This is a genomic window from Cognatishimia sp. WU-CL00825 (genome assembly GCF_040364665.1).
In the GTDB taxonomy this organism is placed as follows: domain Bacteria; phylum Pseudomonadota; class Alphaproteobacteria; order Rhodobacterales; family Rhodobacteraceae; genus Cognatishimia.
Window position 1 is genome coordinate 1,051,062 of sequence record NZ_BAABWX010000001.1, and the last position, 14,024, is coordinate 1,065,085.

At 55.7% G+C, this 14,024-nt stretch carries 14 protein-coding genes; 13 read left to right on the forward strand and 1 reads right to left on the reverse strand.

Annotated elements, in window-relative coordinates; translation table 11 throughout:
• Nucleotides 1-20: 20 nt before the first annotated feature.
• From fabI to ABXG94_RS05220, 7 genes are all read left to right on the forward strand, one after another.
• Entirely contained in the window at nt 21-836 is an 816-nt protein-coding gene (fabI, locus tag ABXG94_RS05190) for an enoyl-ACP reductase FabI (RefSeq protein ID WP_353532734.1), read from the forward strand.
• A 4-nt stretch (nt 837-840) separates the two neighbouring features.
• The gene (locus tag ABXG94_RS05195; protein ID WP_353532735.1) at nt 841-1,452 is read left to right on the forward strand and encodes a LysE family translocator; all 612 of its coding nucleotides are present in this window, start codon (nt 841-843) and stop codon (nt 1,450-1,452) included.
• A gap of 14 nt (nt 1,453-1,466) precedes the next feature.
• Nucleotides 1,467-1,973 carry a xanthine phosphoribosyltransferase gene (gene gpt, locus ABXG94_RS05200; RefSeq protein WP_353532736.1) on the forward strand — a complete coding sequence of 169 codons (507 nt, stop codon included), beginning with the start codon at nt 1,467-1,469 and terminating at the stop codon, nt 1,971-1,973.
• Between the two features lie 40 nt (nt 1,974-2,013).
• A complete protein-coding gene (locus tag ABXG94_RS05205; RefSeq protein ID WP_353532737.1) occupies nt 2,014-3,210 on the forward strand; it encodes an aminotransferase in 1,197 nt (398 codons plus the stop codon).
• A gap of 123 nt (nt 3,211-3,333) precedes the next feature.
• Nucleotides 3,334-5,178, forward strand: coding sequence for a SurA N-terminal domain-containing protein (locus tag ABXG94_RS05210; RefSeq protein ID WP_353532738.1), 1,845 nt, complete (start codon nt 3,334-3,336; stop codon nt 5,176-5,178).
• A 17-nt stretch (nt 5,179-5,195) separates the two neighbouring features.
• Entirely contained in the window at nt 5,196-6,707 is a 1,512-nt protein-coding gene (gene trpE, locus ABXG94_RS05215) for an anthranilate synthase component I (RefSeq protein ID WP_353532739.1), read from the forward strand.
• Nucleotides 6,708-6,953: 246 nt separating this feature from the next.
• Nucleotides 6,954-7,478 carry a flavodoxin domain-containing protein gene (locus ABXG94_RS05220; protein ID WP_353532741.1) on the forward strand — a complete coding sequence of 175 codons (525 nt, stop codon included), beginning with the start codon at nt 6,954-6,956 and terminating at the stop codon, nt 7,476-7,478.
• A gap of 56 nt (nt 7,479-7,534) precedes the next feature.
• Here the strand turns inward: ABXG94_RS05220 and ABXG94_RS05225 are convergent, their stop codons facing one another.
• Nucleotides 7,535-9,088, reverse strand: a complete 1,554-nt coding sequence (locus tag ABXG94_RS05225) for a divergent polysaccharide deacetylase family protein (RefSeq protein WP_353532742.1) — start codon at nt 9,086-9,088, stop codon at nt 7,535-7,537.
• A gap of 154 nt (nt 9,089-9,242) precedes the next feature.
• On the opposite strand from ABXG94_RS05225, the gene ABXG94_RS05230 reads away from it, so the two are divergent.
• From ABXG94_RS05230 to ABXG94_RS05255, 6 genes are read left to right on the forward strand one after another with little or no spacing between them, the layout of a single operon-like run.
• Nucleotides 9,243-9,824 carry an anthranilate synthase component II gene (locus ABXG94_RS05230; protein WP_353532743.1) on the forward strand — a complete coding sequence of 194 codons (582 nt, stop codon included), beginning with the start codon at nt 9,243-9,245 and terminating at the stop codon, nt 9,822-9,824.
• A complete protein-coding gene (trpD, locus tag ABXG94_RS05235; RefSeq protein WP_353532744.1) occupies nt 9,821-10,846 on the forward strand; it encodes an anthranilate phosphoribosyltransferase in 1,026 nt (341 codons plus the stop codon). Before ABXG94_RS05230 ends, trpD begins: the two co-directional genes overlap by 4 nt.
• Nucleotides 10,843-11,496, forward strand: coding sequence for a uracil-DNA glycosylase (locus ABXG94_RS05240; RefSeq protein ID WP_353532745.1), 654 nt, complete (start codon nt 10,843-10,845; stop codon nt 11,494-11,496). Before trpD ends, ABXG94_RS05240 begins: the two co-directional genes overlap by 4 nt.
• Complete coding sequence (gene trpC / locus ABXG94_RS05245; protein ID WP_353532746.1) at nt 11,493-12,305, forward strand: indole-3-glycerol phosphate synthase TrpC; 813 nt, start codon at nt 11,493-11,495, stop codon at nt 12,303-12,305. The genes ABXG94_RS05240 and trpC overlap by 4 nt, the downstream gene beginning before the upstream one ends.
• Nucleotides 12,305-12,793 carry a cyclic pyranopterin monophosphate synthase MoaC gene (moaC, locus tag ABXG94_RS05250; protein WP_353532747.1) on the forward strand — a complete coding sequence of 163 codons (489 nt, stop codon included), beginning with the start codon at nt 12,305-12,307 and terminating at the stop codon, nt 12,791-12,793. Before trpC ends, moaC begins: the two co-directional genes overlap by 1 nt.
• A complete protein-coding gene (locus ABXG94_RS05255; RefSeq protein WP_353532748.1) occupies nt 12,790-13,965 on the forward strand; it encodes a molybdopterin molybdotransferase MoeA in 1,176 nt (391 codons plus the stop codon). Before moaC ends, ABXG94_RS05255 begins: the two co-directional genes overlap by 4 nt.
• The last annotated feature ends 59 nt before the right edge of the window (nt 13,966-14,024 follow it).

Here is a 14,024-nt window from a genome sequence, read left to right on the forward strand (position 1 = left end):
TAAGGGACGGAGTTGTCCAAATGTCAAATAATCTAATGGCCGGAAAACGCGGCTTGATCATGGGCCTTGCCAACGACAAGTCCATTGCTTGGGGTATTGCAAAGGCCTGCGCTGATGCGGGCGCAGAGCTAGCGTTTTCTTATATGGGCGATGCTTTCAAAAAGCGCGTCGTGCCACTTGCAGAAAAACTGGGTGTTGAAACGCTGATTGATTGCGATGTTTCGGACCCGGCCTCTGTTTCGGCGGCATTTGCCGTGATCGAAGAAAAATGGGGCAAGCTGGACTTTATCGTGCACGCGATTGGCTTTTCGGACAAAAACGAGTTGCGCGGCCGCTATGTCGACACCAGCCGCGACAACTTTTTGATGACCATGGATGTGTCGTGCTACAGCTTTACGACGGTGATGCAGCACGCTGAAAAATTGATGACAGACGGCGGTTCTGCACTGACGCTGACATATTATGGTGCCGAGCAGGTTATGCCGCATTATAACGTTATGGGCGTGGCCAAAGCGGCGCTGGAAGCTTCGGTGAAGTATCTGGCAGAGGATCTCGGCAAAGACGGCATTCGCGTGAACGCGATTTCTGCAGGACCGATCAAAACATTGGCCGCAAGCGGCATTGGCGATTTCCGTTACATCATGAAGTGGAACGAGCTGAATTCACCGTTGCGCCGCAACGTGACAATCGAAGATGTGGGCAATTCTGCCCTGTATCTGCTGAGCGATCTTGGCTCGGGCGTCACGGGTGAAAACCTGCACGTTGATGCCGGGTATCATGTGGTTGGCATGAAGGCGGTTGATGCGCCCGATATCGACGCCACGGTTAAAAAGTAGCTCTATGGATCTGACGCATGTGATTGCATTTAACCTGACCCTTCTAGCGGCCATCGCCAGTCCGGGTCCGGCGATGTTGTTTGCTATTCGGTCCACGTTGACCGGGGGGCTGCGTCAGGGCCTTATAACCGGCGCGGGACTTGGGGTGATGGCTGCCGCATGGACCGGCTTGGCGCTTTTGGGTCTGGATACGGTGTTTGCACTGTTTCCTTGGGCCTATCTTGCGCTTAAAATCACCGGCGCGGGTTATTTGATCTGGATTGCGATTGGCATGTGGCGTCACGCGCGCAAGCCCCTTGTGACACAGACTGCACCCTTGCCCAAAAGGCGGGCTTTTGTGGCCGGCCTGTCAGTGAACCTGGCCAATCCCAAATCGGTTTTGTTTGCCTCGGCGGTGCTGCTTGTGATTTTTCCACGCGAAATTTCTGGGGCCGAAAAGGCTTTTGTTGTTGCAAACCATCTTGCGGTCGAGCTGATTTGCTATACAGGTTTTGCCCTCTTGCTCTCGACTGCGCCAGCACGCGATGGGTATCTGCGGCTGAAACCGGTTTTTGACCGCGTAGCAGCGGCTGTGCTGGGTGCATTGGGATTACGTTTGCTGCTTGACCGTTCTTAAGGAAAGGACATCCGATGAATGATCGCCTGCCCCACGAAAAGGGCTTTCACATTAGCTGGGATCAAATCCACCGCGACAGCCGAGCGCTGGCCTGGCGTTTGGATGGGAATGGCCCGGATAATGGGGCCTGGAAAGCCATTGTGGCCATCACGCGCGGCGGCATGGCCCCGGCGATGATCATTGCCCGTGAACTGGACGTGCGCGTGGTGGATACCATCAGCGTCAAATCCTATTCCAACCAAGATCGTGGTGAAGCCAAAGTGCTGAAATCCCCGGACCCTGAGCTGATGGGCACTGATGGCGAAGGCGTCTTGATCATCGATGATCTGGTTGACAGCGGCAAGACATTGGAACTGGTGCGCAAGCTTTATCCTAAAGCGCATTTCGCAACGGTTTATGCCAAGCCCAAGGGGCGCGCGCAGGTTGATAGTTTTATCACTGAAGTGAGCCAAGACACCTGGATCTTTTTCCCCTGGGATATGGCTTTGCAATACGTGCAACCTTATCGCGGTTCTGACTAAACCCCGCTTGAAAACAACCTCATCATAGGAGCTTGGAACCTTGGGCAGCCGCACAAAAGCGACGTTTTCACCTCCGGTCATGCAGGCTCGACGTTGGATTGAGGGGCTGGTGTTTTCGGCAGATCAACCGCTGATCAACGTCAGTCAGGCGGCCCCGGTTCAAGCCCCGCCGCAGGCATTGCGTGCGCATATCGCACAGGTTGCTTTAGAAGTGCCTGAAGCGCATATGTATGGGCATGTTTTGGGCCTGCCAGATTTGCGCACAGAAGTGGCGCAGCAATGGAGCGTGGCCTATGGCGGGCAGATTTCTGCCGCACAGGTTGCGATCACCTCGGGATGCAATCAGGCCTTTGCAGCGGCGATTTCCAGCCTGACCCAGGAGGGCGATGAGGTGATCGTGCCGACGCCTTGGTATTTCAATCACAAAATGTGGTTGGACATGCAGGGCGTCACCACGGTGCCGTTGCAAACCGGGGCAGATATGTGCCCTTCGGCAGCAGCGGCAGAGGCTTTGATCACGCCACGCACCAAGGCCATTGTGCTGGTGACGCCGAACAATCCAACAGGCACGGAATACCCCGAAGGCCTGTTGGCGGCTTTTTACGCGCTTGCGGCGCAGCGTGGATTGGCGCTGATCGTGGACGAGACCTATCGCGATTTTGATTCCCGGTCCGGGGCCCCACATGGGTTATTTCAGCATGATAAGTGGGATGAAACGCTGATACAGCTTTATTCCTTTTCAAAGGCTTACCGGTTGACTGGGCACCGAGTTGGGGCGGTTGTCGCCAGTGCCAGCCGGTTGGCCGAAATGGAAAAGTTTCTGGACACCGTTACAATTTGCCCAAACCAATTGGGGCAATATGCGGCGCTGTGGGGCATGCAGAATCTGGGCGACTGGCTGGCCGGTGAACGGTTGGAAATTCTGGATCGTCGGGCGGCAATTTCTGAGGCGTTTCCAAAGCTTGAGCGCAGAGGGTGGAAGCTTTTGGGGCTTGGGGCGTATTTTGCATATTTGCAGCATCCCTTTGACTGCAGTTCCACCGAACTGGCGCAGGAACTTGTGACGCAGGCGCAGGTTCTGTCCCTGCCGGGCACGATGTTTACTCCGGAAGGTGATCCCAACGGTGGGCAACAGGTGCGGCTTGCCTTTGCCAATGTGGATCGAAATGCCATTGACGTGCTGTTTGCACGTCTGTGCAGCTATAGTGATAAAAAACAAGGCGATCTGCGGGCTTAGGCCGCTATATCGCACAAAATTGGCTGTGAAGCGCGCTGTGCAACCGCCCTTCCCCCTTGCCCCCCCTGCATCCCCGTCGTAGACATCGCAAACTCAGTTTTTCTGCGCCAAACAGGGGGCCGCATGTCCAAGAATATTTCATTGTCAAAAACTCTGGTCTGGATATTGATGGGCCTCTTGATTTTTGGTCTCGGCGGCTTTGGGATCACCAATCTGGGCGGCAACGTGCAAACGGTTGGCTCGGTGAACGGGAAATCCGTTGAGGTTGATCAATATTACCGCGCTTTGCAGCAGCAATTGAGTGCGTTTGAGGCCCAAACGGGCCAACGTATTGGCATTGCCCAAGCCCAGCAGTTTGGTCTGGATCAACAGGTTTTGTCGCAATTGCTCAACGAGCGCGCACTTGATGCAGAGGCCGAGCGTTTGGGCCTGTCGATGGGTGATGAGAACCTGCGTGAACAGATTTTGTCGATTGCAGCCTTTCAAGGTCTGGACGGCAATTTTGATCGGGATGCTTACCGTTTTGCGCTGCAAAACTCGGGTCAGAATGAAAGCGAATTTGAAGACAGCCTGCGTGAGGATGCGGCGCGCAGCCTGTTGCAAGGTGCGGTGGTCGCTGGCGTAGAGATGCCAGACACCTATGCGCAGACATTGATTTCATATCTGGGTGAACAGCGCAGCTTTTCGATTGCAACGCTGAATGAAACCCATTTGGACACGCCTATTGCCGTGGCCGAGGATGCGGAACTGCGCCGCTATTATGACGAAAACACCGATGCCTTTATGCGTCCGGCCACCCGCGAGATCACCTATGCTTGGCTGACACCGGCCATGTTGATTGACAGCGTCGAAGTTGATGACGCGGCGCTGCGTGCGGAATACGACGCACGCGACGCTGAGTTCAATCAGCCAGAACGTCGTTTGGTCGAACGTTTGGTGTTTGGGGACGACGCCGAAGCCACCGCAGCGATTGAGGCGGTCAACGCGGGAGACCAAAGCTTTGAGACCTTGGTTGAAGCCCGTGGCTTGCAGCTTTCAGATGTGGATATGGGTGATGTGACGTTGGCCAGTTTGGGCGCAGCCTCTGAGGCGGTTTTTGCGGCAGAGGTTGGCGCGGTTGTTGGCCCACTGCCAACGGATCTTGGCCCCGCCCTGTTTCGTGTAAATGGTGTACTGGAAGCCCAGAACACCAGTTTTGAGGATGCCATGCCAATGTTGCGGGATGCGCTGGCCGCTGATCGCGCGCGCCGGGTGATTGATGCACAGATCAACGATGTTGATGACTTGCTGGCCGGAGGGGCAACTCTGGAAGAACTGGCGCAAGAAACCGATTTGGTTCTGGACAGCCTCAGCTATCACGCCGGATTGAACACTGGCATCGCAGGCTATGCAGACTTTCAAAACGTGGCCCAGCAAGTGACCGACAGCGATTTTCCACAGATTGAAACACTGGAAGACGGTAGCATTTATGCCCTGCGTCTTGAGGGAGAGACCGAAGCGGCCCCTGCCCCGTTTGACGAGGTCAAAGACGCTGTGGCCGCCGCCTGGCGCAACGACGCTTTGATTGCCGCATTGAATGCCAAGGCCGAAACACTGCTTGCCAAGATGGCCGCGGGCGCTGACATCGTCACGCTGGGTCTGGTGGTTGTCCAGGAAACCGATGTGACCCGGGGAAGCTTTGTGCCGGACACGCCGCAGGATTTCTTGCAAACTGTGTTTGAGATGACGCTTGGCGAGGAGCAAAGCCTGGCGTTTGATGATCAAGTTTTAATCGTCGAGCTGGATGCCATTACTGCCGCTGATGACCAAAGCGATGAAAACAATGCGTTGTTGACCATCATCGGGCAACAGGTTTCACAAGCGCTTGCACAGGATATCTTTCAGGCCTTTGGCCGTTCGATCATGAGCAATGCTGACATTGAAGTTGACCAACACGCGCTGAACGCTGTTCACGCGCAGTTGCCATAGACACAAAGGGCTATTTCGTGGCTTTGATCCCGTCTTTTGAAGAGTTTCGCAAGGCTTACGAAGCAGGCGAAAACCAAGTGGTCTATACGCGCCTTGCAGCGGATCTAGACACGCCTGTGTCCTTGATGCTGAAGCTGACGGCGGCGAAACGCGACGCGTTTATGCTGGAATCGGTGACGGGTGGCGAGGTGCGCGGGCGCTATTCGATTATCGGCATGAAACCCGATTTGATTTGGCAGTGTCATGGTAGGCAAAGCCGCATCAACCGTCAGGCGCGCTTTGATAGCGAAAGCTTTGTCGCGCAGGATGGTGACCCGCTGGCTAATTTTCGGGCTTTGATTGCCGAAAGCACGATCGATCTGCCGGATGATTTGCCGCAGGCCTCGGCTGGGCTGTTTGGCTTTTTGGGCTATGATATGATCCGATTGGTCGAGCATTTGCCAAATGTGAACCCGGACCCTTTGGGATTGCCGGATGCCTGCATGCTGCGCCCTTCGGTGGTGGCTGTGTTGGACGGCGTCAAAGGTGAGGTCGCGGTGGTGTCCCCGGCCTGGGTGTCAGAGGGGCAATCTGCGCGTGCGGCCTATGCGCAGGCGGCGGAACGGGTGATGGATGCGGTGCGTGATCTGGAACGCGCCATGCCACAGGCGGCGCGCGAAATGGGCGACGAAGCCGTGGTCGGCGACCCGGTGAGCAACTTTAGCAAGGACGGCTATAAGGCTGCGGTTGAAAAGGCCAAGGACTATATCCGGGCCGGTGATATTTTTCAGGTGGTGCCATCGCAGCGCTGGACCCATGATTTTCCACAGCCACCTTTTTCATTGTATCGCTCTTTGCGGCGCACAAACCCGTCACCCTTTATGTTCTATTTCAACTTTGGCGGCTATCAGGTGATTGGGGCCAGCCCAGAAATTCTGGTGCGGGTGTTTGGCAAAGAAGTGACCATTCGCCCAATCGCTGGCACGCGGCCCCGTGGGGCCACGCCAGAAGAAGATCGCGCCAATGAGGCAGAATTGCTGGCGGATCAAAAGGAACTGGCTGAGCATTTGATGCTGTTGGATCTTGGGCGCAATGACACTGGCAAAGTGTCAAAGATCGGCACCGTACGGCCTACAGAAAAATTCATCATCGAGCGTTATAGCCATGTGATGCATATCGTGTCCAACGTGGTGGGTGAACTGGCCGAGGATCAGGATGCGCTAAGTGCGTTCTTCTCGGGCATGCCTGCGGGCACGGTGTCTGGGGCCCCAAAAGTGCGCGCGATGGAAATCATCGACGAGTTGGAACCAGAAAAGCGTGGTATCTATGGCGGCGGTGTTGGCTATTTCAGTGCCGGTGGCGATATGGACATGTGTATCGCGCTGCGCACGGCGATTGTGAAAGACAAAAAGCTGTATGTGCAGGCGGGCGGCGGTGTGGTCTATGACAGCGATCCAGAAGCTGAGTTCATGGAAACCGTGCATAAATCAAACGCCATCCGCCGCGCGGCAGAAGATGCCGGGCGGTTTGACAAGCGCGGTAACGACTAAAGTCGGCAGGGCGTGACGGTCGCCAAGCCCCGCTGACCTCAATTCTCGGAAAACCAGATTCAGCGCTATAATCTACGCTGCGCCGCTTGATTGCTGGTTCCTAAGCCGTTGGGCAAAATCACAATCCACAGCTTACCTTGATCTAAAGCAAGGTAAGCGGGTGATGATATTTCTAAACTGCCTGCGCGAACGCATTGTCGGAACTTAGAAATTTCCGCTGTGCCTTTAGAAAAAGAGGAGGTCTAGTTGGAATATCTTATCATTTTCGAGACAGTCGAAGGGCAAACCCGAAAGATTGTCGATCAAGTGGCGCAACAGATCCAGGAGGCCGGGCAAAGTTTTCAGCTGTTTAACACCAAAGACAAATTTGCCCCGCTGACGTTTGAGGGAGTGGACAAAGTCATTCTGGCAGCACCTGTGCATGAAAGACGCCACCCAAAGAGCTTTGAGGTTCTGGTTGCAGCAAATACCGCAGAACTGAAAGCCAGAAAGACGCTGATGATTTCTGTCAGCCTAAAGGCCGCGTTTCCCGAAAGTCTTGAGGAAGCGCAGGATTATTTGACGGAAATGGAAATGCGCACTGGGTTTACACCTGATCAGGAAGTGCTGGCGGCAGGTGCGGTGCGGTCTGAAAGCTACAGTTATTTTGAGAGCCAGATCGTGCAGCACGTCGCTTTGGCGGGGCATGATGTGAACCTGGATGATGGCGTGCGCGAGTTCACCGACTGGGCGCAGCTGCGCACAGATGTGCAATCCTTTATGGACGGCTGAGGTCCATCAAATGCAGCAAGGCTTTGCTTAGAGCATTGCTGCAAAGACCCGCCGTTTTATTTAACGCTTTGCAAAATCGCAGAGATCGGTGCGACGGCGACGGTGCTGGCGCGGTCTTGCAAGGCCCAAGAGGCGAGCGCCGAGATGGTTTCGCTGCGCAGCCGTCCCATCATGACAACGCCATCTGATTGCCGGGCCTTAAAGGCGGCCTGATCCAGAAAACGGCGCATCACGTCGGCGCGTTGCCCCTTGCCGTCAAAGTCGCGAAAGACCGTCACAGAGGGCACGCCTTCGCGGGCGGCCAATTTCTGGGCGGTGTTCAGAGCCTTGGGTTGCATCAACAAGCCGTGTCCGCTGGCAAGGGTGTATTCGATCACCTGATCAGACACTTGGCGGTTTTCCTGCATGCCTGTCTCTAAGCCCTCAAACAGCGCAACCACGTCTGGCAGGGCCGCCATTTGCGACGCCAGATTTATTTCGACGTCACTGGGTGTGGACCCGGCAGGCAAATTGATCATTGCCAAGACTTCGAGCCCCAAAGACCGAAACAGCGCCATGCGGCCTGTCGGGTCGTCGCCAGAGGCATCCACAACAATCGACAAAGGTAGCGGAAAATCCCGCAGCACGGTCACGTCAATTTCACTTGAAGGCGCGTCCAACAGCACAATCGACAACAAGGGTTTCTGTTCGGTGTTGTCAAAGGCAACTGCATTGGCCTGATAGGGCGGCAATTGGTCTGCGATTTCAGCAATGGCCGGAGCTTGCGTGGTTTCTTTGTTGCCGATCGAAGGCAAGCGCGACGACGTGCGTTGTTTGAAAACCTGATCTAGGCCAGCCACTGGCTTGAGACGCGACTCGGTTGGTTCGGTCGTCTCTTTGTTTGTCAGTCTTTCCGTCGGCGCGCGCTTGATTACTGGGATCTGGACCTCTGCATTTTCCGAGGCTTTGGGCGGCACAACGGGCGTTTTGGGCTCTGGCAATGCGGCCGCTGCGGTTTTGAGCGAGGGCGAGGCGTCATGTGCCATTAGATCTTGAGCCTGGCCAGGTGTTTCCGGGCCAGTTGCCAGTGTGCTTGGGCGGGTTTCAGTCGCGCCCTTTGGGGCCGTCAGCGTATCGGTTGGCACCGGTGCGCCAAAAGTTGCCGTGTCCGGTTCTTGGGGTTTTGGCGGTTGCGCAGGATCTGCCGAAATAGACGGCTGGCTGAGCGTCTCTGGGGTCTCTATGGCGCGCGCTTGCGGGCTGGGTAAAACCGGAGAGACATTTTCAACGGTCACACCAGTCTGGGCCACGCTTTGGGGGGCGGTTTGGGCGTCTGTCAGGGGGGCGGGTGTGGGTTTTGGCGCTGGAGTCACGTCAGCCAATGGCGTGTTATCTAGGGGGGCTGCCGGTGCTGGGGCCTGCGCCTTGGCCTCTAACTGCACCGGAGAATCGGTGGCGGAAGACTGTGCAAGTCCCTGGCCTGATTGACTATCTGGCTGCGCCACCACCACATCAGTGTTTGTCTGCGTCTCAATATTGGACGGCAGTGGCGAGATCAATGAGATCACCCCAGCAAGCGCAAAGCCCAATAGCCCGCCCATGATCAAACCCTTGATAATTCCTCGTAGCATGCCCAAGCCCTCAAAATTAGCTCTTTAACCGTGTTTTTTGTTGTGGCGGCTGCCCCCGCCCCTTGACCCTTTGGGCCAAGCCTGTCCATGTATACCGCGACCATGGGCAGGGATAATACCCTGTTCTTCTCCTGAACTGAAAATGTGTGACGCTATGCTGCTTCTGATCGATAATTACGACAGTTTTACCTATAATCTGGTGCATTACCTGGGGGAATTGGGGGCAGATGTGCAGGTGTGGCGCAACGATGCCCTGGACACGCAAGAGGCCATGGCGATGAAACCCGAAGGGATTCTGTTGTCACCCGGCCCCTGTACCCCGGATGATGCGGGCATTTGTCTGGCTTTGGTTGAAGCGGCCGCAGAAACCAAAACGCCTCTGATGGGCGTTTGTCTTGGGCATCAATCCATTGGCCAAGCCTTTGGGGGCAAGGTGATCAGGTGCCACGAAATTGTGCATGGCAAGATGGGCACCATGCATCACCACGACAAGGGTTTGTTTAAGGGCCTACCAACACCGTTTGAAGCGACCCGCTATCACAGCTTGATTGTCGAGCGCGAAAGCCTGCCGGATTGCCTGGAAATCACAGCCGAGTTGGAAGATGGCACCATCATGGGGCTGCAACACAAAGAGCTGCCGATTCAGGGCTGTCAGTTTCACCCGGAATCGATTGCCTCTGAACATGGCCATGCGATGTTGCAGAATTTCCTAGATACCATGAAGGTGACCGCATGAGTGACGCATTAAAACCGCTGATCCACGCGGCGGCCGAGGGGCCGCTGACGCGCGCGCAAGCTGAAGAAGCCTTTGAGATCCTGTTTGCAGGAGACGCGACACCAAGCCAGATCGGTGGTCTGCTGATGGCCCTGCGCACCCGCGGTGAAACCGTGGATGAATACGCCGCGGCGGCGGCGGTCATGCGGGCCAAATGTGTACCGGTGAAGGCACCCTCCAATGTGATTGACATCGTTGGAACTGGCGGCTCTGGCAAACACACGCTGAATATTTCGACGGCCTCGATTTTCGCCGTTGCCGGTGCCGGGGTGCCTGTGGCCAAACACGGCAATCGCAAAGCGAGTTCGAAATCTGGCACGGCGGATGTGCAGAGCGAGCTGGGCATCAACGTAATGGTTGGTGCCGATGTTGTGGAACAGGCTTTGAGGGAATGTGGTGTGGGGTTCATGATGGCCCCGATGCACCATCCGGCGATCAAACATGTGATGCCGACCCGCATGGAACTGGGAACGCGCACGATTTTCAATATTCTGGGTCCGCTGACCAATCCGGCTGGTGCAAAGCGCCAATTGACCGGCGCATTTTCGCGGGACCTGATCCGTCCGATGGCAGAGACGCTGGGCCAATTGGGATCAGAGCGCGCTTGGCTGGTGCATGGTTCTGATGGCACAGATGAATTGACCATTGCCGGACCCAGCTTTGTGTCTGCGTTGGAGACCGATGGGTCGGTACGTGACTTTGAGCTGCATCCCGAAGAAGCAGGGTTGCCTGTACATGCTTTTGAAGAAACCGTGGGCGGGACACCTGAATTCAATGCTAAGGCGCTGCGGGCTTTGCTTGAGGGGGCGACAGGGGCCTATCGCGATGCGGTATTGCTGAACTCAGCCGCTGCGCTTGTGTTGGCGGATGCCGCCAGTGATTTAAAGCAAGGTGTTGAAATGGCCGCCCAAAGCATCGATTCTGGGGCGGCGAAATCCAAGCTTGAAGCGCTGGTACGGATCACTTCCAAGGCTGCCGTATGACTGAAACCCTTGTGCCCAAATCTTGGGCACATTTGCCGTTTTTTACCGACGACTTGCCCGCAATTTATGCCGCCCTTGCCAAGGATCCTCGGCAAATCCTGCCTCTGCCCGCCCAACGTTTTGCGGCGCTGGACACTGTGGCCCCAAAAGACGTGCGTGTTGTGATTCTGGGGCAAGACCCCTACCCGACCCCCGGTCATGCGCATGGATTGGCATTTTCTACCGCTGCTAATGTCCAACCGCTGCCGCGCAGTCTGAGCAATATTTTCAAAGAAATGCGCCAAGACATTGGGTCTGCGCCAGAGACTGGCGATCTGCACCACTGGGCGCGTCAGGGCGTTTTGCTGCTAAACACCGTACTAAGCGTGCCTGCGGGTCAGGCCAATGGTCACAAAGCATTGGGCTGGCAAAAACTGGCGCATCAGGTGCTGCAAGAGGTGTCACGACGCCCCACCGCTTTTGTGCTGTGGGGCAAACAAGCGCAGTTGTTGTCACGGCATATTCACCCGGGTGAACATTTGATGATAGAAACAGCGCATCCGTCACCGCTTTCAGCTTCGCGCGGCTTTTTTGGGTCACGCCCATTTTCTCGGATAAACCACTGGTTGGCACCACAAGGCCTGCCGCAAATCAATTGGAATACAAAATGACCGCAACCGTTTTAGACAAAATCAAGGCTTATAAGCTTGAGGAAGTTGCCGCGGACAAAGCCGTGAAATCCTATGCGGATGTGGCCGCAGAAGCCAAAGAAGCAAGCCCAACACGCGGTTTTGCAGAGGCTTTGATGAAGGCCACGCGTGATGGATACGGTCTGATTTCTGAAGTGAAAAAGGCCAGCCCGTCCAAAGGCTTGATCCGTGCGGATTTTGACCCAGCACGTTTGGCAAAAGCCTATGAAGACGGTGGCGCGACCTGCTTGTCGGTGTTGACCGACACGCCATCTTTTCAAGGGGCAAAAGAGTTTCTTGTGCAGGCGCGTGCGGCCACCAATTTGCCTGCTTTGCGCAAAGATTTCATGTATGACACCTATCAGGTCGCCGAGGCGCGGGCTTTGGGGGCAGATTGCATTTTAATCATTTTGGCATCGGTTTCTGACGCGCAGGCACAAGAGCTGGAAGACGCGGCCTTTGAGTGGGGCATGGATGTGCTTTTGGAAGTGCATGACGCAGAAGAACTTGAGCGCGCCAGCCAGTTGAAATCGCCCTTGATGGGCATCAACAACCGCAATCTTAAAACTTTTGAGACCACCTTGGACACCACCCGCGTTCTGTCCAAACAGGTGCCCGCTGACCGATTGATTGTTTGTGAAAGCGGTCTGTCAACGCCCGCTGATCTTGCAGATATGGCGCGCTATGGTGCCCGCACCTTTCTGGTTGGCGAAAGCCTGATGCGCCAAGACGATGTGACCACAGCCACGCGCACATTGTTGGCCAACCCTTTGATGCCAGGAGCGATGTAATGGCAGATCACGCATCCGGACTTACGCATTTTGACGCCAAGGGCGAGGCCCATATGGTGGATGTTTCAGACAAAGCCGTGACCTCGCGCATTGCGACGGCAACCGGTCACGTCAAAATGGCACAGGCGACCTTTGATATCATCGACAAGGGTCAGGCCAAAAAAGGCGACGTGCTGGCCGTCGCACAGCTTGCAGGCATCATGGGGGCCAAACAATGCGCCACATTGATCCCGCTTTGCCATCCGCTGCCCATCACCAAAGTCTCTGTGGACCTGACGCTTGATAAAGCCCTGCCCGGTGTAGAGATCACCGCAACCGTAAAAACCACCGGCCAGACCGGCGTTGAAATGGAAGCCCTGACTGCGGTGAATGTCGCTGCACTAACAGTCTATGACATGTGCAAAGCCGTGGATAAGGCTATGGAAATTGGCGGCATTCGGGTTGTCTTCAAAGACGGCGGCAAATCAGGACGGTACGAAGCAAAATGATCTCAGTTTCACAAGCGCTTGACCATCTGTTTGAGCTGGCACAGCCTTTGGCAACCGAAACAGTCCCTCTGGCCAAGGCCAATGGGCGTGTGCTGGCCGGTGATGTATTTTCGCGTCGTGATCAGCCACCGTTTTCCGGATCGGCCATGGATGGCTATGCGGTGCAAAACGCTGACGTGCAGCCCGGAGAAACTTTGACGGTGATTGGCGAATCTGCTGCTGGCCACCGGTTTGACGGTCAGCTTATGGCTGGCCAAGCGGTGCGTATTTTCACCGGGGCACCTGTCCCGTTGGGTGCAGACCGAGTTGTGATCCAGGAAGACGTGACACGCGACGGCGACACGATCTTGTTGGGGGATACTATTGACGCAGGCATGCACATCCGCCCGAGAGGTGTCGATTTCAAGGACGGTCAAACGGTTGCAGCCCCAAAATTGCTGCGCCCGTCTGACATCGCATTGCTGGCGGCAATGAACGTGGCCGAAGTGCCTGTGCGCTGCCGCCCAAAGGTGGCGATCATTTCGACCGGCGATGAACTGGTGATGCCCGGCGAATCACCTGGCCCAGACCAGATTATTGTGTCTAACAGCTTTGGCTTACAGGCCATGCTGCAAGATCTTGGGGCCGAAGCGCGCCTGTTACCAATCGCGGCAGACCGACGCCAAAGCTTGGAAACCGTGTTTGGACTGGCAGAGGATGCTGATCTGGTGATCACCATTGGGGGGGCCTCGGTGGGTGATCATGACCTGGTGGGTCAAGTGGCGCAGGATCTGGGCTTGCAGCGCAGTTTTTACAAAATCGCCATGCGCCCCGGAAAGCCGCTCATGGCTGGGCGATTAAAGTCGGGGGCCATGATGATTGGGCTGCCTGGCAATCCGGTTTCTGCAATGGTCTGTGGCCATATTTTTGTGACACCGGTGATCCGTGCCATGTTGGGGTTGCCACAAAGCGCGCGTGCAGAATTTGTCGTGCCCCTTGCGGCGGATATTGGCAAAAACGGCCCACGCGAACACTATATGCGCGGTGAAATGGCGGGTGGGAAAGTGCGGATATTTGCGCAGCAAGACAGCTCTCTTTTGTCGGTTCTTGCTGCGAGCAATGTTTTGGTAAAACGCCCCCCAAATGACCCAGCACGGGTTGCAGGGGACCTGGTTCGTTGCATTTCTATCTAACAAAATAGATAGAATTTTAGAGAACAAACCCCAAACAGTTGACACAAAACGGGAACAAG